This window comes from Bacillus sp. FSL K6-1145 (genome assembly GCF_038003425.1).
GTDB lineage: Bacteria > Bacillota > Bacilli > Bacillales > Bacillaceae > Bacillus > Bacillus pumilus.
On record NZ_JBBOPC010000001.1, the window covers coordinates 295,825 to 320,346 of the forward strand.

22 protein-coding genes are annotated in these 24,522 nt (G+C 42.9%); 19 read left to right on the forward strand and 3 right to left on the reverse strand.

Features of this window, described 5'->3' with window-relative positions:
• The first annotated feature begins 88 nt into the window (after nt 1–88).
• The gene (locus MHH41_RS01630) at nt 89–868 is read left to right on the forward strand and encodes a glucose 1-dehydrogenase (RefSeq protein WP_335365101.1); all 780 of its coding nucleotides are present in this window, start codon (nt 89–91) and stop codon (nt 866–868) included.
• Between the two features lie 21 nt (nt 869–889).
• On the opposite strand, the gene MHH41_RS01635 is transcribed toward MHH41_RS01630, so the two are convergent.
• Together MHH41_RS01635 and MHH41_RS01640 are read right to left on the reverse strand one after the other, a co-directional pair.
• Nucleotides 890–1,930 carry an acyltransferase family protein gene (locus MHH41_RS01635; RefSeq protein ID WP_340865458.1) on the reverse strand — a complete coding sequence of 347 codons (1,041 nt, stop codon included), beginning with the start codon at nt 1,928–1,930 and terminating at the stop codon, nt 890–892.
• A gap of 219 nt (nt 1,931–2,149) precedes the next feature.
• Nucleotides 2,150–3,142 (reverse strand): LLM class flavin-dependent oxidoreductase, encoded by a 993-nt coding sequence (locus MHH41_RS01640; RefSeq protein WP_340865459.1) that lies wholly within the window; start codon nt 3,140–3,142, stop codon nt 2,150–2,152.
• 412 nt (nt 3,143–3,554) lie between these two features.
• Between MHH41_RS01640 and MHH41_RS01645 the strand changes: the two genes are divergently transcribed.
• The 15 genes from MHH41_RS01645 to MHH41_RS01715 all read left to right on the forward strand — a co-directional run bounded on the left by MHH41_RS01645 (nt 3,555) and on the right by MHH41_RS01715 (nt 18,731).
• The gene (locus MHH41_RS01645; protein WP_340865461.1) at nt 3,555–4,157 is read left to right on the forward strand and encodes a TerD family protein; all 603 of its coding nucleotides are present in this window, start codon (nt 3,555–3,557) and stop codon (nt 4,155–4,157) included.
• Nucleotides 4,158–4,178: 21 nt separating this feature from the next.
• Nucleotides 4,179–4,760 carry a TerD family protein gene (locus tag MHH41_RS01650; protein ID WP_003217119.1) on the forward strand — a complete coding sequence of 194 codons (582 nt, stop codon included), beginning with the start codon at nt 4,179–4,181 and terminating at the stop codon, nt 4,758–4,760.
• 42 nt (nt 4,761–4,802) lie between these two features.
• Nucleotides 4,803–5,381 (forward strand): TerD family protein, encoded by a 579-nt coding sequence (locus tag MHH41_RS01655; RefSeq protein WP_003216935.1) that lies wholly within the window; start codon nt 4,803–4,805, stop codon nt 5,379–5,381.
• Nucleotides 5,382–5,518: 137 nt separating this feature from the next.
• Nucleotides 5,519–6,298 (forward strand): TerC family protein, encoded by a 780-nt coding sequence (locus tag MHH41_RS01660; RefSeq protein WP_012008834.1) that lies wholly within the window; start codon nt 5,519–5,521, stop codon nt 6,296–6,298.
• A 95-nt stretch (nt 6,299–6,393) separates the two neighbouring features.
• Entirely contained in the window at nt 6,394–7,584 is a 1,191-nt protein-coding gene (locus MHH41_RS01665; RefSeq protein ID WP_340865463.1) for an HpcH/HpaI aldolase/citrate lyase family protein, read from the forward strand.
• Nucleotides 7,574–8,905 (forward strand): phosphoribosyltransferase family protein, encoded by a 1,332-nt coding sequence (locus MHH41_RS01670; RefSeq protein ID WP_340866659.1) that lies wholly within the window; start codon nt 7,574–7,576, stop codon nt 8,903–8,905. Before MHH41_RS01665 ends, MHH41_RS01670 begins: the two co-directional genes overlap by 11 nt.
• A complete protein-coding gene (locus tag MHH41_RS01675; RefSeq protein WP_106029646.1) occupies nt 8,898–10,007 on the forward strand; it encodes a cysteine protease StiP family protein in 1,110 nt (369 codons plus the stop codon). Before MHH41_RS01670 ends, MHH41_RS01675 begins: the two co-directional genes overlap by 8 nt.
• Nucleotides 10,004–10,819 (forward strand): HAD family hydrolase, encoded by an 816-nt coding sequence (locus MHH41_RS01680; RefSeq protein WP_268460062.1) that lies wholly within the window; start codon nt 10,004–10,006, stop codon nt 10,817–10,819. The genes MHH41_RS01675 and MHH41_RS01680 overlap by 4 nt, the downstream gene beginning before the upstream one ends.
• 70 nt (nt 10,820–10,889) lie before the next feature.
• Nucleotides 10,890–12,506, forward strand: coding sequence for a YceG family protein (locus MHH41_RS01685; protein WP_003217097.1), 1,617 nt, complete (start codon nt 10,890–10,892; stop codon nt 12,504–12,506).
• A 14-nt stretch (nt 12,507–12,520) separates the two neighbouring features.
• A complete protein-coding gene (locus MHH41_RS01690) occupies nt 12,521–13,615 on the forward strand; it encodes a toxic anion resistance protein (protein WP_251191166.1) in 1,095 nt (364 codons plus the stop codon).
• A 400-nt stretch (nt 13,616–14,015) separates the two neighbouring features.
• On the forward strand, nt 14,016–15,284 hold the full coding sequence (gene opuAA / locus MHH41_RS01695; protein WP_003216978.1) for a glycine/proline betaine ABC transporter ATP-binding protein OpuAA: 1,269 nt from the start codon (nt 14,016–14,018) through the stop codon (nt 15,282–15,284).
• A gap of 10 nt (nt 15,285–15,294) precedes the next feature.
• The gene (gene opuAB, locus MHH41_RS01700) at nt 15,295–16,140 is read left to right on the forward strand and encodes a glycine/proline betaine ABC transporter permease subunit OpuAB (protein ID WP_034620780.1); all 846 of its coding nucleotides are present in this window, start codon (nt 15,295–15,297) and stop codon (nt 16,138–16,140) included.
• A complete protein-coding gene (locus MHH41_RS01705; protein WP_003217117.1) occupies nt 16,140–17,021 on the forward strand; it encodes a glycine betaine ABC transporter substrate-binding protein in 882 nt (293 codons plus the stop codon). The genes opuAB and MHH41_RS01705 overlap by 1 nt, the downstream gene beginning before the upstream one ends.
• Nucleotides 17,022–17,060: 39 nt before the next feature.
• Nucleotides 17,061–17,885: an alpha/beta fold hydrolase gene (locus MHH41_RS01710; protein WP_003217161.1), complete on the forward strand. Its 825-nt coding sequence runs from the start codon at nt 17,061–17,063 to the stop codon at nt 17,883–17,885.
• Nucleotides 17,886–18,008: 123 nt separating this feature from the next.
• Nucleotides 18,009–18,731 (forward strand): SDR family NAD(P)-dependent oxidoreductase, encoded by a 723-nt coding sequence (locus tag MHH41_RS01715; protein ID WP_340865467.1) that lies wholly within the window; start codon nt 18,009–18,011, stop codon nt 18,729–18,731.
• Between the two features lie 47 nt (nt 18,732–18,778).
• Here the strand turns inward: MHH41_RS01715 and MHH41_RS01720 are convergent, their stop codons facing one another.
• Nucleotides 18,779–19,906 carry a M20 peptidase aminoacylase family protein gene (locus MHH41_RS01720; protein WP_050943291.1) on the reverse strand — a complete coding sequence of 376 codons (1,128 nt, stop codon included), beginning with the start codon at nt 19,904–19,906 and terminating at the stop codon, nt 18,779–18,781.
• Between the two features lie 153 nt (nt 19,907–20,059).
• On the opposite strand from MHH41_RS01720, the gene MHH41_RS01725 reads away from it, so the two are divergent.
• The 3 genes from MHH41_RS01725 to MHH41_RS01735 all read left to right on the forward strand — a co-directional run bounded on the left by MHH41_RS01725 (nt 20,060) and on the right by MHH41_RS01735 (nt 24,316).
• On the forward strand, nt 20,060–21,490 hold the full coding sequence (locus tag MHH41_RS01725) for a YfcC family protein (protein ID WP_003217247.1): 1,431 nt from the start codon (nt 20,060–20,062) through the stop codon (nt 21,488–21,490).
• A gap of 216 nt (nt 21,491–21,706) precedes the next feature.
• Nucleotides 21,707–22,654: an L-lactate dehydrogenase gene (locus tag MHH41_RS01730; protein WP_251191164.1), complete on the forward strand. Its 948-nt coding sequence runs from the start codon at nt 21,707–21,709 to the stop codon at nt 22,652–22,654.
• Between the two features lie 39 nt (nt 22,655–22,693).
• Entirely contained in the window at nt 22,694–24,316 is a 1,623-nt protein-coding gene (locus MHH41_RS01735; RefSeq protein ID WP_003216990.1) for an L-lactate permease, read from the forward strand.
• The last annotated feature ends 206 nt before the right edge of the window (nt 24,317–24,522 follow it).

The window sequence follows — 24,522 nt, forward strand, 5'->3', positions numbered from 1 at the left end:
GATTGTAGAGGATTGTGTTTTTCTTTTTTTCAAAATGGGTAACCATTGTGTATCAACAAGATGAAGCACGTGATAGGAGGAAATACAGATGTATCAAGATTTAAAAGGGAAAACAGCCATTGTCACAGGTTCTTCAAAAGGAATCGGACAAGCCATCGCATTACGATTTGGACAAGAGCAGATGAATGTGGTTGTGAACTATAAAGGTGATGAAGAGGGTGCTGAAGAAACGGTCCAAGCCATTCAGCAGCGCGGAGGTAGGGCGGTGAAAGTACACGCAGATGTCTCCAAAGAGGAAGGAATTCAATCCATCATGGATACAGCACTGGAGCATTTCGGAACAGTCGATGTGTTCGTCAATAATTCAGGCTTTAATGGTGAAGAAGCGATGCCGCATGAGATGACGCTCAAGCAATGGCAAAAAGTCATTGATGTCAATATCACAGGCGCCTTTTTAGGGGCAAAGGTCGCAATTGCCTATATGATGGAGCATGACATCAAAGGGTCTATTTTAAATATATCCAGTGTCCATCAGGAAATACCGCGCCCGTTCAATGTTCACTATTCCACTTCCAAAGGCGGAATGAACATGATGACAAAAACGCTGGCTCTTGATTATGCAGAAGCAGGGATTCGGATCAATGCAATTGCACCAGGTACAATGGCGACCGAATCGAATGATGATTTGCAGGATGAACAGAAAAAACAAAAGCAGCTTGAAAAGATTCCGATGAGAGCATTTGGTGAACCGAAGGAGATTGGGTCCGCTGCTGCATTTCTCGTATCTAAGGAAGCTTCGTATATCACAGGCACCACTTTATTTGTAGATGGAGGAATGACGCTTTACCCTTCTCAAATCAATGATTAATCCAAAAAAACATCCGCCCAATTAGCCGGCGGATGTTTTTTGTTCGTAGCGGTGTGCGGCTTTGGCTGGTTTGCCGAGTAGCATCGGGTATTTGCTTAGGAAGGAGATACATGGCACCATGAGCAGCAATGTTCCGATCGTGTAAAAGAGAGTCCAAGAGAGCTGCGCTGTATCTGCAATATTGATACCAAGTACATAATAAACAAATGCTTTCATGATATCGATGCCGGCAAACTGCAAGACAAGAATAACAATGGAATTTCGACCGAGATACGTCAAAATTGGGGACGACTTGAATTTGAAACTTAAATAAATCACAGCAGCTGAACCGAGCAACGCACATGCATAGAAAAGAAAAAGATCACCATAGTCATTCACGCGCATATCAATCCGCGAATTAAAGCTTTGCATGTAAGCCGTCAGTACAAGCAGACCTGTACAAAGAAGAAGGGTTGGGTCTGTTTTTAATTCCACAAACCATTGCTTTGTCAAAAATCCGATTGAATAAAACACAACAGCCGTCAAGGCGACATTGGCATTCCACGGCAGACTTTGGTTTAAAAGCAAGGTAGAGGCATATCCAGCACCTCCGCAAAGAAGGGTCAGTAAGCTCAAGACAGCAGGTTTCCCTTTTGTCAGACGGTGCATAAAGAAAAAGATTATTTCCACTAAAAAGAGCGTCGTTAAAAACCAGATGGCTGGATTATGTGTGAGTCTAGCTTCATCTGCATTGGATATAAAAATACCTGTAAACGGAACGAAAGGGTCAATATCCGTTTGTCCCTTAAAGGCAAAAAAACGAGTAACGGTGAACCAGAAAACATACGTAATGATGGAGAAATAGAGATAGGGCAAGAGTAAGCTCTTGGCTTTCTTCTGAATAAATGACAGAGCAGGGCGTGAGGATGATCGAAACATCATGCCTGATAGTAAAAAGAAAAGCGGCATATGAAAAGAGTAAATGAATTGCTTGAGCGGATCTGGAATGGGCACATGTGCCATGACTACGAGCAGAATACCAATTCCCTTAGCTGCATCGACCCATTCGAGTCTCTTATTCATGGCCTGTCATCTCCTTCCTTCTAGCGTTGTAAACGTGTCTTTCATATGTACCTCTACTATATAAAAGGTACACCCCTTATGCGTTTACAGTTCGCTAACGATTAGAAGACACATTTGCGATCAGATGACAGGCGGAAGGATTTTGACATCTTGATGTTACATTTCCCATTTCAGATCGTTGACAAAGGGCTAAAATGATTTTATTTCAGCCCTTTGTCTTCAAAATAATTCGGCGATTCGTTTGAAGGAGCGCTGTTTTTCGATCGGATCAAATGAATTGTTTAAAATCATGATGTCATCCGTTTGATATCGGTCCATCAAGCTAAGTAATTGCTCTTTCACCGTTGTCTTTGAGCCAACGATCATCCGCTGGCGGTTTAGTAACACTTTTTTCTTTTCCTGCGAGGTGTAGTGATAGGTACTGGCTTCTTCTATAGAAGGTACGCGGCTGTCTAGTCCTTTTTCAACACGCAGCAGCCATAAATCTGTACTGCTGGCGATCCGTTCGGCCTCTTCATCGGTTTCACTACAAATGACAAACACGGCAAACATAGCGTGCGGCTGGGTGGAAAAGACAGATGGAGAAAAGTGAGACCGATACGTCTCAAATGCTTGTTTGCCACGTGCAGGGTGGATAAAGTGACCAAAAATATAGTTGATCCCAAGTTCCGCTGCCTGCATGGCGCTATTTTCTCCTAGACCAAGCAGCCAAACTGGCGGACGAGCATCAACAAGCGGAGAAGCCTTGACCCCTGCATGCGGGTGCCCAGAAGGCAGGCTGTCTGATAAGTAAAATAGAAGATCCTTCAGCTGGCGGTCAAACTGAGACAGGTCTTTATGCACGCCGTCTGTCAAAGCCAGTCTCGTCCTTTCAATCCCGCCCGGAGATTTACCGACACCGATTTCAATTCGTCCAGGATACAGAGCCTCAAGCTGCCGCGTGACCTCTGCTACTTTCAAGGGGCTGTACTGCGGAAGTAAAATGCCGCCAGACCCGGTACGTAAGGTCGATGTATGAGCAGCAATATGTGCCATTAATATTTCAGGTGCTGTACTAGCGAGCCCTCTTGTGCTGTGGTGTTCAGCAAACCAATAACGCTCATACCCAAGCGTTTCCGCAAGCTGAGCCAGCTGCGTTGTGTGAATCAATGTCTCTTGCGCTGTCTGACCTTTAGGAATAGCGACTTGATCTAATATGTGAAGTGATGGCATCATCAACATCCTTTCGATAATACGTTGGATATAAGTATAAAGAAATCCACGGATGGAAGGAAACGAAAGGGTTTATCCTTTGATCTCATGCTTTATCTTTTCTATATCAACATATGAAACCACTTCAATACGCTATTTATCAGCAAGAGCTGTGGACAAGAATTTTCGACAATGTTTCACATGAAACACTTCATTTACGACATGAACCATTTTCAACATGGATCTTTCGTTAAAAAAATATCATCTGTTTGAAACCTATCTTGAACGTAGATCGTATATACTAGTAAATAGAAAAAAGAGTAAGAGGCTCCAATGTCATTTCATGAATTTTGTCGAATTTTCATGTATGATGATTTTAATAGGGTCCATCGCTTAATAAATAGATTTTTATTATGCTGGAGGAGTGATTGATTTGGCGATTACATTAGAAAAAGGTCAACGTATTGATTTAACAAAAGGGAAGGCAGGACTAACGAGTATCCTAGTTGGACTTGGCTGGGACCCTGTATCACAAGGCGGCGGATTTTTAGGAAAGCTGTTTGGCGGCGGAGGCGGCGCTGATATTGATTGTGATGCTTCAGTGCTCATGCTGAAAAATGATAAGTTTACGGAAAATAAAGATTTGATTTATTTTGGCAACTTGAAAAGCAAATGCGGCAGTGTCGAGCATACAGGTGACAACCTGACTGGTGAAGGAGACGGAGATGATGAACAAGTCCTCGTCAACTTGAGCAAGGTGCCGGGCAATGTGAATAAATTGGTGTTTGTTGTGAACATCTATGATGCCCTTAGAAGAAATCAACACTTTGGTATGATTCAAAATGCGTACATTCGCATCGTGGATCGTTCAAACAATCAAGAATTAGTGAAATATAATTTAAAAGATGAGTATGCAGGGAAAACATCATTAATCGTCGGAGAGCTTTATCGTCACGAGAATGAGTGGAAGTTTGCGGCTGTTGGGGACGGTACAAATGATGCGAAGCTTGCCGATATTACGAGAAACTACATTTAAATTAGAAGGGAGAGGTTCCTAGTGGGAATTTCTTTAGCGAAAGGTCAAAAAATTGATTTAACAAAAACAAATCCAGGTTTAACAAAAGTGGTCGTTGGTCTTGGCTGGGATGTCAATAAGTATGACGGCGGACAAGACTTTGATCTAGACGCAAGTGTATTTCTTTTAGATGCGGCAGGTAAGGCAAGCTCACCATCTGATTTTGTCTTTTACAATCAAACAACTGGCGGTGGCGGCAGTGTCGTTCATACAGGCGATAACCGCACTGGTGAAGGCGACGGAGATGACGAGCAGGTCAACATCGACTTATCAGCTGTACCAGCGAGTATTGAGAAGATTTCATTTGTCATCACGATTCATGATGCAGAAGCGCGCAGTCAAAATTTCGGACAAGTCACGAACGCATATGTGCGTATTTTAAATGCAGCATCAAATGAAGAGCTCATTCGCTATGATTTGGCGGAGGACTTTTCAATTGAAACAGCGATTATTGTAGGTGAATTATACCGTCATGGCGGAGAATGGAAATTCTCGGCTGTTGGATCGGGCTATCAAGGCGGACTTGCCCGCATTGCAACAGACTTCGGTTTAGATATCGGGTAACGACCCGTTTTCATATTTTCAGGAGACAGGAGAGATACGAATATGGCGATTCAGCTTTCAAAAGGACAACGTGTCGATTTAACAAAAACCAACCCAGGACTGACGAAAGTGATGATCGGTCTTGGCTGGGATACGAATAAATATTCTGGCGGAGCCGAATTTGATTTGGACGCTTCGGCATTCTTAGTGGATGCAAACAATCGTTGTCAGCAAGACACAGATTTTGTTTTCTATAATAACCTTCAGCACCCAAGCGGCAGTGTCACTCATACAGGTGATAACCGGACGGGTGAAGGAGATGGAGATGACGAGCAAATTCTCGTTGATTTCTCAAAAATTCCTGCTAACATTGATCGTATCGGAATTACAGTGACGATTCATGATGCAGAGACGCGCAGCCAGAATTTTGGACAAGTCTCAAATGCATTTGTTCGTGTTGTAAATGAAGAGGGCGGGGAAGAATTGATTCGCTTTGATTTAGGGGAAGACTTCTCAATTGAAACGGCTGTCGTAGTGTGTGAATTGTACCGACACGAAAGCGATTGGAAGTTTAACGCGATCGGAAGCGGATTCTCTGGCGGACTTGCAGCTCTTTGTCAAAATTATGGGTTAGAAGTATAAACGAGAGAAACAAAATTCAAGAGGCGCTGCCAATGACTCATATGAGGGCCTTTTCCAAAGTGAGAAAGAAACAGCGATCAAGAATAACAGCAGGCGAAAGCCTGCTGATGCTTCTACACTTATAGGAGGAAAACCAGTTGGACATTTTGAAACATATGTTGGACACGTATGCCTCGTTTTTTGATTGGCATATGTGGGCAGAGGTATTAACAAACCCTGTCTCTTGGGGGCTCATTGGGACCCTTGTTGTGCTTGAAGGATTGTTATCAGCAGATAACGCACTTGTATTAGCTGTCATGGTGAAACATTTACCAGAAAAGCAGCGTAAAAAGGCATTAACCTACGGATTAATTGGCGCTTATTTCTTCCGTTTTCTATTCATTGGCGTGGGGATGCTGCTTATTAAGTTCTGGTGGATTAAGGTTCTCGGAGCTGCATATTTAGCATGGCTTGTCATTAAGCATTTCTGGTTAGGTGACGGCGATGACGAAGCGAAGGAATTGAAAAAAGAAGGCTGGATGATTCGCGTATTTGGCGTGTTCTGGGCAACCGTTATTTCTGTGGAAATTATGGACCTTGCCTTCTCGGTGGACAGTATTCTTGCGGCATTCGCTGTATCTGAGGAAGTATGGATTCTTCTATTAGGCGGAATGCTTGGCATTCTCATGATGCGTACAGTGGCACAGTTATTCCTTGTCCTCATTGACCGTATCCCAGAGCTTGAGAATACCGCGTTTATTCTCATCGGGATTATTGCTATCAAAATGGGCTTAAGTGCTGCACATATTGAAATTCCGCATCTTGCATTCTTTGCGATTATTATTCTAGCGTTTATCGGAACGTTTATTGTTCATAAAATCAATAAGAAGAAACATCAAGATGTGACAAATGAAGCTGCGGCTTCAAAAGAAGAATAGGACGATCAAAAAGGAATGGAGTTGAACTAGCGGCTCCATCCTTTTTTGAATCATCAGGTTATTGATTTTCTCTAAACAACAGGAGGTGGCACAGCATGCGGTATTTTCGTTTTTTATCAGAGGCGAGGCAGCACGATCTTTTTTTCAAGCGGCCGGGGGCGATGCATTCACTGACACCGAGGCATGTACTTGCGCATGCATTAGGTGCTACTTTGTATATGCCTGCGACAAGACAAGATATAGCAGATATGCTGCTGTCGCAGAAATATGAAGCGCTTTGCTCTGTTGTATTTTGCTTGGAGGATGCCATCGGTGATCAAGAAGTGGACATGGCTGAACAGAATCTAGTGGCACAACTGGCCAGTCTCAAAGAGAAAGTCACGCATGCGCCTGAAACGGCTGAACATTTGCCTCTTATATTTATTCGCGTTCGTTCGCCGAAACAGCTGCTCAAAATGGCAGACTTGCTCGGTTCCTCTCTTCAATTACTTACCGGTTTTGTGTTCCCGAAGTACTCGGTTCATAATGCGAAGGATTATTTGGACAGTCTGAAACAGGCATCGTCCCAAACGCAGACAACACTTTATGGGATGCCCATTTTGGAAACACCTGATTTACTAGAAAAAGAAACAAGATATACGGTGTTGTCAGAGTTAAAGCAGATCTTGCTGAATGACGAGGAATATATTTTGAATATTCGCATTGGGGCAACAGATCTTTGCGGTTTGTACGGGATTCGCCGTGATCGTGACACGACCATTTATGAAATTAATTTGATTGCTGATCTGATCACAGATATCATCAATTATTTTGGCCGTTCCTTTGTGGTATCAGGTGCTGTGTGGGAGCATTTTGGCCCTGCACGAAAGGAACAAAAGCCATTCATCCGGGCACTTTCTCATAAGAGTGGCGAATCGTCTTCATCTGAATTTGATGACGTACAAGGTTTACTCAAGGAGACAAAACTCGATGTGGCTAACGGCATTCACGGAAAGACGGTCATTCATCCAACACATCTCAAGCCGGTTCAAAGCATGTATGTTGTGACGAAGGAAGAGTATATGGATGCATTAAGCATTCTTGAACATGCAGACGGCACAGTTGGCGTAATGAAGAGTACCTTCTCTAATAAAATGAATGAAACGAAGCCCCATTACAGATGGGCAGAGCACATTTTAATGAAGTCAGATATTTACGGGGTGTTTCATGAAAATAGAAGCTATATCGACATACTCACAGAAACAGAAGCCGCATACGCTGAGCATCTTGGAACATATGGAAGTTGAGCTTGTTCTCAAAGAAGGTGCGCTTCAGCTAGAAAAAGAGCATCTTTTTGACATGGCTGCAAGGGTGAACAAAAAAAGAGCCTTTTTATTCGTTAGTAAGGTGCTCGGTAAGCACATTCCTGTTCATCCAGTAAAACCGCTCCTTGTCTCGGGACTTTTAGCCATGGCGTATGCCAAAGAGCAAACAGGCAAGACGTCTCCATATCAAGAGCTTTTAGTAGAAGCACTCAAGACGGATGACCACACGGTATTAACTAAAGCCTACGAAGCGCTCAAAAAAGAGAAGCTTTCAACAGGAAAACAGCCGATCGTGATCGGCTTTGCAGAAACAGCCACAGCTCTTGGCCACGGTGTGTATGACGTATTAGAAGGAGCATCTTACATTCATACGACACGTGAACAGCTGCTGGATCTTGATCCTTCATTGGTATTTGAAGAAGAGCATTCGCATGCAACGGATCAGCTTTGTTATGCAGACGAAGCATTACTTCGCACAAACCGTCCCATCGTGCTAGTAGATGATGAAGTCACGACAGGTCGTACGAATATCAATATCATTCGGGACCTTCATGCAAAGCACCCACGGCATTCTTACACGATTCTTTCTATTTTAGACTGGCGGACAGAGGAGCACGAGAAAGCCATGTGTGAGCTTGAAAAGGAGCTTGGTATTCACATCACCTCACTGTCTTTATTAAAAGGGCAAATGGTTTTTCGAGGCAAAACGCTGGATGAACCAGCTTATTCGTATGAGATAGCTGAGCAAAAGGATCTGCCAAGTCTCTCTGTTCACTCCCTTCAATCTTTCTTTCAGCAAGAGCCATATGCACGTTCTCATGCAACCAATTCGGCTGGTCATTCGCCATATATACATGAAACGGGTCGTTTTGGTTTAAACGCAGCAGATACGGCAGCCATCGACCGAGCAGCTGCAGAGGCTGGGCTGCAACTAAAGCAGGATCGCAAAGGAAAGCAGACACTTTGTTTAGGAACAGGTGAGCTGATGTATGTGCCGATGAGAGTGGCTGCACATATGGGAGAGGGCGTTCTCTTTCATTCAACGACGAGAAGCCCAATTCATCCAGTTAAAAAGGATGGATACGCTGTTCAAAATGGGTTCACCTTTGTGAATCCAGAGGATGCTCGAATCCAGCATTACGTGTACAACATACCAAAAGGTCAATACGATGATGTATTTCTCTTCTTTGAGAAAAAGGTTTCTCAGGAGGCATTGCTTCCGCTTGTTCATTTATTTGCCGAGCGGCATGTGAAGCATGTGCATATTGTGACTTTATCAGACGAGGTGAAGGTGAATGGCTAATGTGTATACAAAGATGGGAAGCTATCCAGAGCAGGATGTAACCTTCTTACTCAAAGATTTATCATCCATTGAGATGGAGAAAAGTACAGAGGAGCGGGAACGTTCGATTCAGAGTGGTGCCCATTATTCAGAAATGCTGCCGATTGAATATAAACCAACGGAATCTTATATGGATTTATTCTATGAATCTCTGAAAGAAAGTAAGGAGAAGGTAGCAGAAGCAGTAGCTGTTGTAGCAGAACAGATTGTGAAAAAGCGAGGCTTCCAAACGGTGCTTTGCAGTTTGGCTAGAGCGGGAACGCCGATCGGGGTACTTATCAAACGATATATTCGAAAGACATATGGTCTTGAACTGCCTCATTACAGCATCTCGATTATTCGTGATCGAGGAATAGATGAGAATGCGCTGCATTATATGCTCAAGGAGCATCCGGGCTATGAGATTGCCTTTATTGATGGATGGACCGGAAAAGGTGCGATTTCGAGAGAGCTCCAAAAAGCGGTGATTGATTTTGAAAGAAAGTACGGTATTCGTCTTTCTAGTGAACTAGCTGTACTCGCTGATCCTGGCTATTGTACACATGTCTACGGAACGAGAGAGGATTTTCTCATTCCAAGTGCTTGCCTGAATTCGACTGTATCTGGACTTGTTAGTCGTACCGTACTAAACAACCGCTGGATCAATGCCGATGATTTCCATGGGGCAAAATATTATGAAGAGCTGCTTGAAGAGGATGTATCCAATCTGTATGTGGATACAATTGAAGAAGCATTTTCTAGCCTCGAACCAAATGTAGAAGAGAAAGCAGAAACCATCCTCGCGCACGGAATGCCTGCGGATTGGCGAGGGATGGCGTCCATTGAAGCGATCGGTCAGGAGTTTCAAATTGAAAACACCCATTTGATTAAGCCGGGTGTTGGTGAGACGACTCGTGTGCTGCTGAGAAGAATCCCTTGGAAAATCTTGATTCAGCCTGGGTCTCAGGAGAAGCTAAAGCATATTTTGCTTTTGGCAGAGGACAGAGGCGTTCCTGTCATTGAATATGCCAATATGTCCTATACGTGCTGTGGACTCATTCGTCCGCTGGAGCAGACGTCATGAAGACAAGTGCGTTTGCCAGCGATTTAGACCGGACACTGATTTACTCACACCGAGTGCTGGATCAGTATGAGTATGAAGGAGATTATGATTTAGTTGAGATGCTGGATGAACGTCCGCTTTCCTATATGTCGGTTGAAACGAAAAAATCCTTGCAGAAGATTCATCAATTGGGCTGGTTTATTCCAGTGACGACAAGAACGACCGCTCAGTATGAACGGATCACCTTCTTTCAGCAAGAGCTCAAACCGGAGTATGCCATCACGACAAATGGGGGCTGTATCCTTCATCACGGCAAGCCGCTTGAGAATTGGCAGGTCATCGTTGATGAGAGGCTCAAAGCGTGTATGTCAGTCAGAGAGATGCTAAGAGCCATCTCCGAACTTCCAGTTGCCGCATGGGTGAAGCGTACCCGGACAGCAGAGGGAAGATTTCTTTATTTGATTATGAAAGATGAGTATCTGTCTCGCATTCCACTTGCTGAATTGAAGCAGTGGGGCGAGGAGAGAGGCTGGCAGGTGTCTCTACAAGGACGGAAGCTTTACTTTATTCCGTCACCGCTCAATAAGTGGGATGCTGTTGCTTTTCTAAAGGAGCGGCTGGAGCTTGAATATGTATACGGTGCGGGTGATTCCCTCTTAGATGCAGGTCTCATTCGACAGGCAGATATGGGCTTTGCCCCAAGGCATGGAGAAGTGCTCGACTTTGATCCATTACTTGAGCCGACAGCAGCATCTGGCATGGCAGCAGCAGATGAAATCACCGCTTGTGTCATGAACCAGATGACGACCGCAAAAAAGCCTTCGATTCGATAGCAGAAGTAGAAGGGTGAATGATATGATAGTAGTAGCTTTCGAGAAAATATAGGAGAAAGGAAGGAGCGGCGTGAGTTATAAAGAAATCAATGTTAACCAAACACGGGCGGAGCAGGAAGCCTGGAAAAACGTGCTGAAAAAGCCGCTCCCTGAAAGAGACGGTTATGTAAAGGACGAGCATACATTGTCCTTGCCGCGTCTCGCCGCCCGGGTCCTTGGAACTCCGCATGATGCAACCGATTATTTTATTTATTTACATGAATTATATGAAACAGATGGCGTTCACATTTTAAGTGAAACGCTCAATCGTCATATTGAGCCGGAGCATTTTCAAGCGCTTCAACGCATTCATTTGATTAACCAAGAAGAAAAGGGATTATCTGTGAATCGCTTTGTGGCTTTCTTAGATGGTGAACAGCTGATTGTACGCCATCCAAACCCTGTGATGAACCGGCATATCCGCCTTTCATTGATCAAGGTGTTTGAGCATTTCAAACAGCTGCATGAAGGGGGATTTCAGCATCCTGATTTCCGCCGGGTACTCCTGGATGTAGTGAAGTTTTCAAATAATCATCTAGGTCCATGGCTGAAGGAAGTCAATATAGAAGAAAAAATGCCGGCTGTCATTTGGTATGGAGAGGCGAATAAAAGTCAGCTTTATTTTCTTTACTATGTCATGCTGATTGGCTGTGATGTTGTGCTATTTCATCCAGAGGGCGAGGATTCGTTCCGCGAACTAGATCCAGAAGAAAAGCTGACTTTTATTGATCAGTATCCGGGGACTTCAAAGCTGGAACCGTTCCCTACTGAAAAGCCTGAGAGGAAGTCAACGGTGGCGTACCGCTCGACAAGAGAGCTTGAAGAGGTGCTCCACACGGAAGATTCAATGCTGTATAAGCCTTGGCAATTCAGAGATCATACTCCTCATTCTATTACGCTGAAGACAACGTATGATGAGCTGTTTTTAATTGCAAAGGAACGTTCCTTTATCCGCCCTAATTTTCAAGCAGACCGCGACACGATACAGATTCCGAACCTCTTTGCGAAAATGATGGGAGTCACACGAGACAAGCGTGAATACTGGGATCGTATCCACACGTTAATGGAATGGAAAGAGACGAAGACCATTCGCCATTTTCCTTTTACGAAAGAAGTGTCTTCGAATTATCAATTTCATTATCAGCATGCCCTTTCGTCTGCTGGAGAGATTGATCCTGAATTATTAATGAAAAGCAACGTGTGGCAGTTTTCTCATCTATATGAGGGGACGCAGCGTGCGATAGCAGAGGCGATATCTCGAATCTGTCAGCATCCGAAGCTATTAAAAGAAGGCAATGAGACTGAATTAGATGTCCGTATTTATTTATTCAAACAGGTACTGCATATCGGCCAGGAGCTCATTGAACTCATTCAAACCTTTGATTATGCACAAACCGTACCGAAAGTGATTTTATATCATACGGAATATAATGGTGAGCTGACTCGTTCTGATGCGGCTGCCCTGATTTTTCTAAATGAAATGGGTGTGGATCTCTTCGTGTATCATCCGGCGGGATACCAGTGTATTGAGCGGTATATAGATGACCAATTATTTGATACCCATTGGCTTGATGAGATGGTTATGAACCAGGAGTTTAAAGAGCCGTCCATCGTTAGAAAATTATTTCAATCCATTAAAAACCGATAAGGAGATCAAAGCTTATGACAAATACAAACGGAAATGACATCATTTCAATTGATAAAGAGGAAATCTCCATTGAGAAGGCAGACGATATTCGCGTTCAGCTTCGAAATGAACCAGAAGTGCAAAATATTGCGAGACAGATCGATGCGAAAAATCAGCTGGAGCTGCTTGAATACGGAAAACAGCCGGCCGTTGAAATCTCTAAGTTCTCTGATCGTATTCTTTCGATGATGCGTTCAACTAGTGTCACTGACTCAGGAACGATGCTGACGCAGCTTGGAAAAATTATGGATCGTTTTGATAAAAATGATTTTGACGAGCCAAAGGGTGGTTTACTGTCAAAAATCTTTAAACGCGGCGGCAGCATGATTGAAAAGATTTTCAGTAAATATCAAACGCTCGGTGCAGAGATTGAAAAAATTAATGTGGAAATCAGTAAATATAAAGATGAAATGACCAAATCGACTGTGACGCTTGAAGAAATGTATGAGCATAACATTCAATACTATATGGAGCTTGAAAAGTATGTCGTTGCAGGTCAAATGAAAATCGAGGAATTAAAGCAATTGGTTCCTTCTTATGAAGAAAAAGCAGTTAGTGGAAACCAGCTCGCACAAATGGAGCTTGATACACTTCGTAACGGCATTCAAGCGTTGGAAGAGCGTGTATATGACCTTGATATGGCACGGATGGTGGCTCTTCAAACAGCACCGCAAATTCGTTTGCTGCAGCGTGGGAATACGAAACTAATCGGTAAAATCAACTCAGCGTTCATTATCACGATTCCGATCTTTAAAAATGGCATCATTCAAGCTGTGACAGCGAAAAGACAAAAGCTTGTGGCTGATTCAATGAGTGAGCTGGATAGAAGAACAAATGAAATGCTGAAACGAAATGCTGAAAACATCTCAAGCCAAAGTGTAGAGATTGCCAAATTGTCTGGACGTCCAAGTATCGACATTGAAACGATCGAATCTTCCTTTAATACGATTGTACAAGGGATGAAAGAGACAAAACAGATCGAAGAAGAAAACAAACGATTACGCGAAGATGGAACAAAGCGTATGCTTGAATTGCAAGATAATATTAAGCGAGCTGCACTAGAGTCCTAAAAAATAAGCTGTCTGTAACTAAAGTTGCAGGCAGTTTTTTAATATTTTAATTAAAATTTGAATGAAAAAGGTTTCTATGTGACCATTTTCGGGTAAATCCTGTTCAGGGGAATGGTTCACCCATGTTTGAAAAAGTCCGCTATGGTGAGGATTTGAGTTATTTTTTAGCACAATTAGGAATTTCAAGTAAAATATTGTCTGATGAGAGGAAATACCCCGTAAAATATGTTGTTTATGAAGCATTCTATAGGATTTACGAGTAATACGGCGTATAAACTCTAATCACCAGACCTCTTATATGGAATTCATACATATTGTGCGGAAATAAGCGAATTCTAAAGATTGTTCGCATCATAACGCTTATGTTACGGTTATAAAGATGCTAATTTGGAGGGAAAATATGAATTCTGAAGAGAGAAATATCAAAATCAAGATAAATAATGTATCTAAAATTTTCGGTAAAAATGCTAAAAAAGCAACTCAAATGCTTGAAAAAGGAAAAACAAAAAGAGAGATCCTAAAAGAGACCGGCGCAACAGTTGGTGTCAATCGAGCAAATTTTGATGTGTATGACGGCGAGATATTTGTCATCATGGGGCTATCAGGGAGCGGAAAGTCCACACTTGTGCGGCTGCTAAATAGGTTAATCGAACCAACCTCCGGCGAAATATATATTGATGGGGATATGATAACAAATATGTCAAAGGATCAATTGCGTGAAGTCAGACGGAAAAAGATCAGCATGGTCTTCCAAAACTTCGCATTGTTCCCGCACCGCACCATTCTTGAGAACACAGAGTATGGTCTTGAATTACAAGGTGTAGACAAAGAAGAGCGCCACTCAAAAGCGCTTGAATCTTTAAAGCTTGTTGGACTTGAAGGCTTTGAAGAGCAATATCCAAACCAATTAAGTGGTGGGATGCAGCAGCGTGTTGGATTGGCACGTGCATTAGCAAATGACCCTGACATCTTATTAATGGATGAAGCATTCAGCGCACTCGATCCATTAATTCGTAAAGACATGCAGGATGAATTGCTTGAGCTTCACACATCTGTAGGAAAAACGATCATTTTCATTACCCATGATTTAGATGAGGCGCTTCGGATTGGCGACCGCATTGTGCTCATGAAGGACGGGAATATCGTCCAAATCGGAACACCAGAAGAAATTTTGATGAACCCATCGAATGAATATGTTGAACGTTTCGTTGAAGATGTCGACCTTTCTAAAGTATTAACCGCTGGTCATATTATGAAACGTGCAGAAACAGTCCAGCTCGACAAAGGGGCACGTGTTGCGCTCACGCTCATGAAAAACCTTGGAATTTCGTCAATCTATGCAGTTGATAAGAAAAAGCATTTATTAGGTGTTATTTCTGCACAAGCGGCGAAAAAGGCGGCAGAAATGGGAGCATCGCTTGAAACTGTTCTTGATAAAGAATTCACGACAGTATTGGAATCTACGTATTTGACAGAAATCTTTGATGCAGTGTCTGATGCGGCAAACATTCCAATTGCCGTTGTCGATGAGAAAAACAGAATGAAGGGTATTGTGGTCAGAGGTGCATTAATTGGTGCGTTATCAGGTAATGATGAGTATATCAACATGTCTTCTAACAAGCTTGAGGAAATTAAAACACAAGAGCCTTCTGCACAGGAGGTAGAATAAGATGTTTAGTATGAGTGATTTACCTAGAATTCCGTTCGCGGATTACATCGATCAATTTGTTGACTGGTTAACATTAACGTTTGGCGGTTTCTTTGATGGCATCACAAATGGATTAGCCGGTACAGTAAATGGAATTGTGGCAGTACTTGGTGTGATTCCATCCATTATTTTAACCCTTATTTTTGCCGGCATTGCTTGGTGGATCAGTACAAGAGGAATTGCTCTTTTCACACTTATTGGATTCTTGCTGATTGACTATTTAGGCTACTGGCATCCAATGCTTCAAACCCTTGCGCTCGTTTTGACAGCTGTGGTCATTTCCATCGTAATCGGGGTTCCGATCGGTATTTGGGCATCACAGAAGGAAACTGTGCGTAAAATTGTGACACCGATTTTAGATTTAATGCAGACAATGCCTGCATTCGTTTATCTATTACCAGCCATCTTTTTCTTTAACATTGGCGTTGTGCCTGGAGTTGTGGCATCGGTTATTTTCTCTATGCCGCCAACGATTCGTATGACGATTCTCGGTATTAAACAAGTACCAGCTGATTTAATTGAAGCAACAGAAGCATTTGGTTCAACGACATTCCAGCGTTTGTTCAAAGTTCAGCTTCCACTTGCAACAAAAACCATCCTAGCTGGTATTAACCAAAGTATCATGCTTGCTCTATCAATGGTCGTCATTGCGGCAATGGTAGGTGCACCAGGACTTGGTTCAGAAGTATATAGTGCGGTAACGCAGCTGAAAACAGGAATTGGATTTGAAGCAGGTATTGCCATTGTCATTGTGGCAATTACACTTGACCGTATTACACAAAACATTAAAACGAAAAAAACCAGGGGGAATGCTTAATGTGGAAAAAGTCTCTCTACATTGGGATGACCGCCCTGCTTGTCTTTTTACTAGCCGCTTGTGGCGCAAAGTCAGATTCAAATGCGAGTGCAGCACAGCAGGTGAATAAAACCATTATCGGCATTGATCCCGGTTCAGGAATTATGGCGCTAACGGATCAAGCGAAAAAGGATTACGGCTTAGAGGATTGGACGGTTGTGTCTGCATCAAGTGCAGCCATGACTGCAACGCTCAAGAAATCTTACGACCGTAAAAAGCCAATCATCATCACTGGCTGGAATCCACACTGGATGTTTTCTCGATATGATTTAAAATATTTAGAGGACCCAAAGAAATCTTACGGTGAAGCGGAAGAGATTCATACGATTTCACGTAAAGGGTTTGCAAAGGATCAGCCGGATGCAGCCAAAATGCTTGGTCAGTTTAAATGGTCTCAAGATGACATGGGCGAAGTCATGATGGATATCCAAGATGGTATCAATCCAAAGGATGCCGCCGTTAAATATGTGAAGAAACATAAAGACCAAGTAGCGAAATGGACAAAAGGCGTGAAAAAGTCGAATGGTGACAAAGTCAATCTTGCCTACGTTGCGTGGGATAGTGAGATTGCAAGTACCAATGTTGCTGCAGAAGTACTGCGTGAGCTCGGATTTAAAGTGACCTTGACTCAGGTGGAAGCAGGTCCAATGTGGACAGCAATTGCAACTGGAAGTGCGGATGCCTCGTTATCTGCTTGGCTGCCAAATACGCATAAAACGTATGCAGCGAAGTTTAAAGGGAAATATGATGATCTAGGCACAAGTATGAAAGGTCTTCGCATGGGTCTAGTTGTTCCGACATATATGAAGAACGTCAACTCGATTGAGGATTTGAAAAAATAGCCAATTATGATGAGGTTCCCTTATAATAGAAGGGAGCATATGAAAAAGCAGTCTGCTCAAAAAGCGGCTGCTTTTTTCTTATATATAAGGAAGGTGGACGAGTTGTCGATGATGGTTAAGCCAATCATGATTTTCCTGCATGGCGGAGGAGTAAGTAGCTGGATGTGGCAGGAGCAGATAAAAACATTCAAAGAAGCGTATGAATGCTATACGCCTGACCTCATTGGTCACGGGACTAGAGCAGATGAACAGTCCTTTTCCATGCGAGAAAGTGCTCTTGAAGTCATCTCATGGATCAAGCAGCATGCGCACGGACATAAAGTAATACTCGTTGGCTTCTCTCTAGGTGCACAGGTTGCCGTTGAGGTGTTATCAAAAGAGCCTGACATCGTAGACATAGCCGTCATCAATAGTGCTCTTGTAATGCCGCTGCCATGGCTTTACTTGATGGTGAGACCTCTTTTACCTCTTACGTATCCATTATTAAAGAAAGATTGGTTTATCGAGCTCCAAGCTGAAAAAATGGGGCTTCCAAACGATGTACTCAATCACTATGTGGCGGATTCGAAGAATTTGCAGAAGAAAACCCTTCTGACGATGTTTCAAGAAAATCTCCATTACAAGCTCCCAGACACGTTTCAACAAGCGAAGGCACGAATTCTTGTCACAGTGGGGGAAAAGGAAAAAGGCATCATGAAACGGTCAGCAAAGAAAATAACGAATTCACATCCGCAGGCAGCAGGTGTGGTCGTTCCCGCTATTGGACATACATTTACGTTTGAGAAGAAAGAACTGTTTATGGATATGGTTCAATGCTTTATAGAGGAACGCGCATTACCAGTGGAATTAAAGGAAATCAAGTAACCGAAAGTAAAGACAGGCATAAAAGAGGCAGCCAAATCTTAGAACCTATATGATAGAGGTATAAAACGCTTACAGATGAGCTACTGTCTGACTGAAAGCTCACGAGACGTAGAAGGAGGAGCTATGAGTAAAAACTATATCATATTCGGTGCAAGTCAAGGATTAGGGGATGCTTTTGTTAAAGGTCTTCCTTCAAGCGGAGATACAGTTTGGATTGTGTCTCGAAGTGAACCGAGCAGTTTGAAATTAGATGACGGTGTACATAGAATTTGGCTGAAAATTGATTTATCAAGCCAATCTCATATCCCATACATGATCGAAGCATTGGGGGATAAAACCATTGATGTCCTGATCTATAACGTCGGCTTATGGGAAAAACGAGGCTTTGAAGATGATTATTCATTTGATCACGATCAGCCAGAGGATATCGCTCATTTAATCAATGTGAACGTCACGTCTACGATTACTTACATCCAAGCACTGCTTCCGCACGTAGGAAAATCGGAGAATGGAAAAATCATCGTGATTGGTTCAACGGCGGGACTTGATCATACAAACCTACCGCAAGTTTCTTTTGTTGCATCTAAATTTGGCCTGCGCGGAATTGTGAATGCACTAAGAGAGCATGTGAGAAAAGATAAAATATCTGTCACCTGTATTAATCCAGGAGAGCTGGCGGCAGAGGTACCATATGAAGATGGTGCCGAAAAAGCCATCGCTCTATATGATGAAACGAGAATTCCTGTACAGGATATAGTAGAGCTTGCGAGATGTGTGATTCATTTATCAAGGGTATCCTGTGTTAAAGAAATCAACGTCCCAGCCATGACAGATTTGAATGCATAAAACAATCAGACCACCCGTTTAAAGAAAAAACGGGTGGTTTTTTGATTTTATGATGAATGCTGCTGAAGGGTTTGATAAACAGCTTCAGTCAAAATTTCAATGCCGGTAAAAATAGCAGAGCGGTCGAATGTCATATACGGATGATGTAGACCGGGCTTTAGATCACAGCCTAAACCAAGCATCGTGGATTTGATATGCGGAACCTTCGCTGCATAAAAGTGAAAATCCTCTCCGCCTGTCGTTACGATCGGAGGATCAAGCTGTTCTTTCCCTAAAATCTTTTCAATGGCTTGAGACATCATCTGAACGGCTTCCTCATTTAAGGTAGCGGCAGGCAGACGATGATCTGTTGAAAGGGTAATGGAAGCGCCAAAGGCATCCGCTACAGCATGTACGGCTCTTTCAATTTCTTTTTCTAGTTCATCCATCACTTCATTTGTTTGTGCTCTGACATCTAATGTAAAAGAAGCTTTGCCGGGGATGATGTTTGAACTACCTCCGCCAGCATGTAGGTTGGTCATTTTCACAGAATGTGAAACTCTTGGGTCGACATGAATATGCGCGAGTCTTTGCACGAGGGTAGAAGCCACTTCAATGACGTTGACCCCTAGATGCGGGCGTGCACCGTGGGCTTCCTCACCAATAATTGTGCCGATGTAATGATTACTCGATCCATGTAAGATCGCAGGTGCGCAGCGTCCGTTTAATGTTTCTTGAATTGGGCGCACATGCACTCCGTATAAGTAATCAACGTCTGCTAGCACACCTTTTTCAATCATTTTCAGCGCACCGCCGCCTTTTTCCTCAGCAGGCTGAAAAATGAACCGGATGGTGCCGTTTGGGAGCTCCTTTTCTTTTAATGCCATGAAGGTGCCGAGAGCCATTGTCATGTGTGCATCGTGACCACATGAATGATTGGCTTGAAACTCACCATCTACTTCCTGCCAAAGTGCATCAATATCGGCTCTCACAGCGACCACTGGTGAACCTTCTCCCATTTCACCGATCACTCCTGTACAGTCGTCAAATGTTCGAGTTTGACAGCCCATTTTCTTTAATAAGTCCTCAAGATAAGCCGTCGTATTCGTTTCTTCCCAGCTGATTTCAGGGTGGGCGTGCAGGTGATCAAAGATGTCTTTCACCGTTTGCTGCATGTCGTTTGTCAAAGTTGTCATGAATAGCCTCCTTGCTGACAGAAAATCTGTCAAAATATTCTTTTAGTGAAATAATATTGATCTTAAATATCATCAGTGTTTATAATATAACACATCATTTGATTATTCAGAAAATTAAGTGAAATTCCAATCGGGACAAAGGGGTTTTGACACATGAAAACAGCAGCAGTATTACCACCAGAGAAACAAAAAAGAAAACTTCAAATGCCGGATGCGTATGTTCTCTTATTTATCATTGCGCTCATTTGTACCGTTGCAACGTATTTTGTGCCAGCAGGTGAATTTGACCGAAAGACGTCAGGGGAAATTACAACAGCTGTTCCTGGCAGCTATCACCGCATTGATCAATCACCCGTAAGTCCAGTGGGCTTTTTTACAGCCATTCAGGAAGGGATGGTAGGGTCTTCTTCTATTATTTTTCTCATTCTATTTACTGGTGGAACCATAGCCATTTTGGAGAAAACAGGTGCCATTAACGGAATGATTCACCATGTCATCAGCAGATTTCAAACAAAGCAATTATTGTTTATTTGCATTGTTGGAGGATTATTTTCAGTGCTTGGAACGACCGGAATTGTCGTGAACTCTGTTATAGGATTTATTCCAATCGGGATCATTGTGGCAAGATCCTTGAAATGGGATGCTGTGGCAGGAGCTGCGGTCATTTATATCGGCTGTTATGCCGGGTTTAACGCAACCATATTGTCTCCATCTCCACTGGGGTTATCTCAGACGATTGCAGAGCTGCCGATTTTTTCTGGCATTGGCCTGCGTGTCATTATTTATCTTTGTTTTCTTATATCTAGTATTGTGTACATCTATTTATATACAAGACGCCTAAAGAATAAAGAGAAGGGAAGTCTTCTTGGAGATGAATGGTTTCCTGCGAAGGGACTTGGCGGATCTGATGCAGAATCTGTGGACAAGCCTGCATTTACGGGCAGGCATAAGCTGATTTTAGCAGTGTGTGGATTGTCTCTTGGGGGCTTCTTATATGGCGCGCTTCAGCTTGGCTGGACCGATAAGGAAATGGCAGGAGTCTTCATTTTCATGGCCATTGCTGCTGGATTGCTTGGCGGATTAGCAGCCAATGATATTGCGAAAACGTTTATCATCGGCTGTCAAAGTCTTGTTTACGGCGCACTCATTGTTGGAATGGCACGCTGCATTTCTGTCATTTTGGAAAACGGTAAGCTGCTTGATACTGTGGTTAATGGCTTGGCGAGTATGCTGACAGGATTTAGTCCAATTGCTGGTGCGATCGGGATGTATATTGCGAGTGCACTTCTTCACTTTTTGATTTCATCAGGATCAGGAGAAGCGGTTGTCTTTATTCCAATTCTTGCGCCGCTGGCTGACTTAATGGGCATCACAAGACAGGTCGCTGTAGAAGCGGTGATGCTTGGCGAAGGGGTGGTTAACTGTATCAATCCGACGTCAGGTGTGCTCATGGCTGTGCTCGCTGCAAGTGGTATTCCTTATGTGAAGTGGCTTCGTTTTATGGTGCCGCTTGCGCTCATTTGGTTTGTCATTGGCCTTGTCTTTATTTGCATCGGCGTGATGATCAATTGGGGACCTTATTAACATGTATAAAGCTGCTGACAATGGCTTGGCAGCTTTTTTCTTGTGGAAATATGCATGGAGACAGCGCTTTGAAAGCACAATAAGTGTGTTCACAAATTCGCTACATATTTTTTTTCAGAAACACCCTTGCAAAAGTTTGTGAAGTGTTGCACAATAAGAATGTGAAATACTTCACAAACAGAAAACAACCTAGTTTTACTCAGGAGGATGAGATAAATGACAAACGAAAAAGTAAACAAAGTAGCACTTATTGGAGCAGGTTTTGTAGGTAGCAGTTATGCCTTTACATTAATAAATCAAGTGATCACAGATGAATTGGTTGTCATCGATTTGAATCAAGATAAAGCAATGGGTGACGTCATGGATTTAAACCACGGGAAAGCATTTGCTCCGCATCCGGTGAACACATGGTATGGAGATTATGAGGATTGTAAGGATGCGGACATTGTGTGTATCTGTGCTGGAGCGAACCAAAAGCCAGGTGAAACGAGACTTGACCTTGTTGAAAAAAACTTAAATATATTTAAAGGCATTGTAGACAATGTGATGGAAAGTGGATTCGATGGTATTTTCTTAGTCGCCACAAACCCTGTTGATATTTTAACATATGCGACTTGGAAATTCAGTGGACTGCCAAAAGAACGAGTGATCGGCAGTGGAACTACACTTGATACTGCAAGATTTAGATACATGCTTAGTGAGTACTTTGACGCAGCGGCACACAATGTGCATGCGTACATCATTGGAGAGCATGGGGATACAGAGCTTGCTGTTTGGAGTCATGCGAATATCGGAAGTGTACCGATTACAGAATTAATGAAGAAAAATGATCAATACAAACAAGAAGATTTAGATGAGATGATGGAAAATGTCCGTCATGCCGCTTATCAAATCATTGAGAAAAAAGGCGCTACTTACTACGGCGTAGCGATGAGTTTGGCCCGCATAACAAGAGCGATTCTGCACAATGAAAACAGTATTTTGACTGTCAGCACTTACTTAGATGGAGAGTACGGAGCAGAAGATGTCTACATTGGTGTACCTGCCCTTGTGAATCGAAATGGCGCAACAGAAGTGATAGAGCTTGCACTGAATGATACAGAAAAAGAACAATTCGCGCACAGTGTGAATGTGTTAAAAGAGATTTTGGCTCCTCATTTTTAATCAAAAGCAACCTATCTGAGCAGAAAAGGATGAATCACTATGTGGCAGCAAATATATAATCCGTTTGGTAATGAGTTCGTGAGTGCATTGGTAGCAATGCTTCCAATTTTGTTTTTCCTACTTGCATTAACCGTATTTAAGTTAAAAGGTGTTTTAGCCGCTTGTTTTACCTTAATCGTCAGTTTTGTAACAGCGGTTTTCTTCTTTCATATGCCAATTGAAAAAGCATTATCTGCTGTGCTGCTCGGTATATCTAATGGGCTGTGGCCGATTGGATATATCGTCATCATGGCGGTGTGGCTCTATAAAATTGCTGTGAAATCTGGTAAATTCGATGTTATTCGTTCTAGTATTGCAGGAATCTCTCAAGATCAACGTCTTCAGCTCTTATTAATTGGTTTTAGTTTTAACGCATTTTTAGAGGGAGCCGCTGGGTTTGGTGTACCGATTGCGATTAGTGCCGCTCTCTTAACAGAGCTTGGGTTTAAACCGCTGAAAGCTGCGATGCTCTGCTTAATTGCCAATGCTGCGTCTGGCGCATTTGGTGCTGTGGGTATCCCAGTCATTACAGGGGCGCAAATGGGCAATATGACGCCGCTTGCATTATCTCAAACCCTTGTGTTTACGATTCCGTTTATTTCATTCTGTATTCCGTTCCTACTCATTCTCATTGTGGACGGATTCAAAGGGATTAAAGAAACGCTCCCTGCCTTGCTTGTTGTGAGTGGAAGCTATGCCATTTTGCAAGCTGTCACAATGGTGACAATGGGTCCTGAGCTTGCCAATATTATTTCAGCTTTAGCAAGTATGGGGATTTTGGCTTTATTTCTTCGAAAATGGCAGCCGAAACATATTTATCGTGAAGAAGGGGCACCAGACATTGAACAGAAACAAACGTATCGCGGCGTTGAAGTGCTGAAAGCATGGTCTCCATTCTATATTTTAACTGCCGTGATTACGGTATGGAGTCTGCCAGCATTTAAAGCATTGTTTGCTGTAGGAGGCCCGTTCAACTGGACAACCATTTTAGTAAAAATGCCATTTTTGCATCAGCAAATTGTAAAATTACCACCAATTGCACAAACAGCAACACCTATTGATGCGATCTTTAAAATTGATGTGATCAGTGCAACGGGTACTGCCATTCTGATTGCGGTGATGCTGACAGGTTTGTTTAGCAGACATATTACATTAACAGAAGGCGCTGCCTGCTTAAAAGCATCAGTGAAAGAGCTTTGGGTACCAGTTCTCACTATTTGTTTTGTCATGGGCTTTGCCAACTTGGCGAACTTCGCTGGACTAAGTTCAGCCATTGGGCTTGCACTTGCCAAAACAGGCGATTTGTTCCCGCTTGTCAGCCCAGTGCTTGGCTGGATCGGGGTGTTTATTACAGGATCTGTCGTGAGTAACAACGCCTTATTCGGTAACCTTCAAGCGGTTACTGCTTCTCAAATCGGCTCTCAAGCAGGTTTGTTAATCGGAGCAAATACAACAGGCGGGGTCATGGCGAAATTAATTTCTCCACAATCTATCGCCATTGCTACAGCAGCAGTTGGAGAAACAGGTAAAGAATCTGAGCTCTTCCAAAAGACTGTGAAGTACAGCTTCATCCTGCTCGGCATAGTGTGTGTATGGACATTCATTCTTGCTCAATTTATATAGGTTTAAAAAAAGACTGAGACAGCTCTCAGTCACAGCGTGTAGACAAATCTTCGCATTCTTTGTCAGGCCTGTGCTCCGGTGCTCACGAATGTCAAATTCGCTCCGCTCCGTTGCTCGTCCTTCCTAGACTGCAAAGGTTTTCTATCACGCTGAAAAAAGGAAAACAAAGGGCTAAAATAAAGATCATTTTAGCCCTTTGTCACCAA

Excerpts from the sequence above, each read along its gene's own strand:
- MHH41_RS01635 (WP_340865458.1), bottom strand. The coding sequence starts at position 1,930 with ATGAATAAGAGACTCGAATGGGTCGATGCAGCTAAGGGAATTGGTATT.
- MHH41_RS01710 (WP_003217161.1), top strand. The coding sequence starts at position 17,061 with ATGAAAAAGCAGTCTGCTCAAAAAGCGGCTGCTTTTTTCTTATATATA.
- MHH41_RS01725 (WP_003217247.1), top strand. The coding sequence starts at position 20,060 with ATGAAAACAGCAGCAGTATTACCACCAGAGAAACAAAAAAGAAAACTT.
- MHH41_RS01670 (WP_340866659.1), top strand. The coding sequence starts at position 7,574 with ATGGAAGTTGAGCTTGTTCTCAAAGAAGGTGCGCTTCAGCTAGAAAAA.
- MHH41_RS01735 (WP_003216990.1), top strand. The coding sequence starts at position 22,694 with ATGTGGCAGCAAATATATAATCCGTTTGGTAATGAGTTCGTGAGTGCA.
- MHH41_RS01705 (WP_003217117.1), top strand. The coding sequence starts at position 16,140 with ATGTGGAAAAAGTCTCTCTACATTGGGATGACCGCCCTGCTTGTCTTT.
- opuAB (WP_034620780.1), top strand. The coding sequence starts at position 15,295 with ATGAGTGATTTACCTAGAATTCCGTTCGCGGATTACATCGATCAATTT.
- MHH41_RS01640 (WP_340865459.1), bottom strand. The coding sequence starts at position 3,142 with ATGCCATCACTTCACATATTAGATCAAGTCGCTATTCCTAAAGGTCAG.
- MHH41_RS01715 (WP_340865467.1), top strand. The coding sequence starts at position 18,009 with ATGAGTAAAAACTATATCATATTCGGTGCAAGTCAAGGATTAGGGGAT.
- MHH41_RS01720 (WP_050943291.1), bottom strand. The coding sequence starts at position 19,906 with ATGACAACTTTGACAAACGACATGCAGCAAACGGTGAAAGACATCTTT.
- MHH41_RS01630 (WP_335365101.1), top strand. The coding sequence starts at position 89 with ATGTATCAAGATTTAAAAGGGAAAACAGCCATTGTCACAGGTTCTTCA.
- MHH41_RS01680 (WP_268460062.1), top strand. The coding sequence starts at position 10,004 with ATGAAGACAAGTGCGTTTGCCAGCGATTTAGACCGGACACTGATTTAC.
- MHH41_RS01675 (WP_106029646.1), top strand. The coding sequence starts at position 8,898 with ATGGCTAATGTGTATACAAAGATGGGAAGCTATCCAGAGCAGGATGTA.
- MHH41_RS01655 (WP_003216935.1), top strand. The coding sequence starts at position 4,803 with ATGGCGATTCAGCTTTCAAAAGGACAACGTGTCGATTTAACAAAAACC.
- opuAA (WP_003216978.1), top strand. The coding sequence starts at position 14,016 with ATGAATTCTGAAGAGAGAAATATCAAAATCAAGATAAATAATGTATCT.
- MHH41_RS01730 (WP_251191164.1), top strand. The coding sequence starts at position 21,707 with ATGACAAACGAAAAAGTAAACAAAGTAGCACTTATTGGAGCAGGTTTT.
- MHH41_RS01690 (WP_251191166.1), top strand. The coding sequence starts at position 12,521 with ATGACAAATACAAACGGAAATGACATCATTTCAATTGATAAAGAGGAA.
- MHH41_RS01665 (WP_340865463.1), top strand. The coding sequence starts at position 6,394 with ATGCGGTATTTTCGTTTTTTATCAGAGGCGAGGCAGCACGATCTTTTT.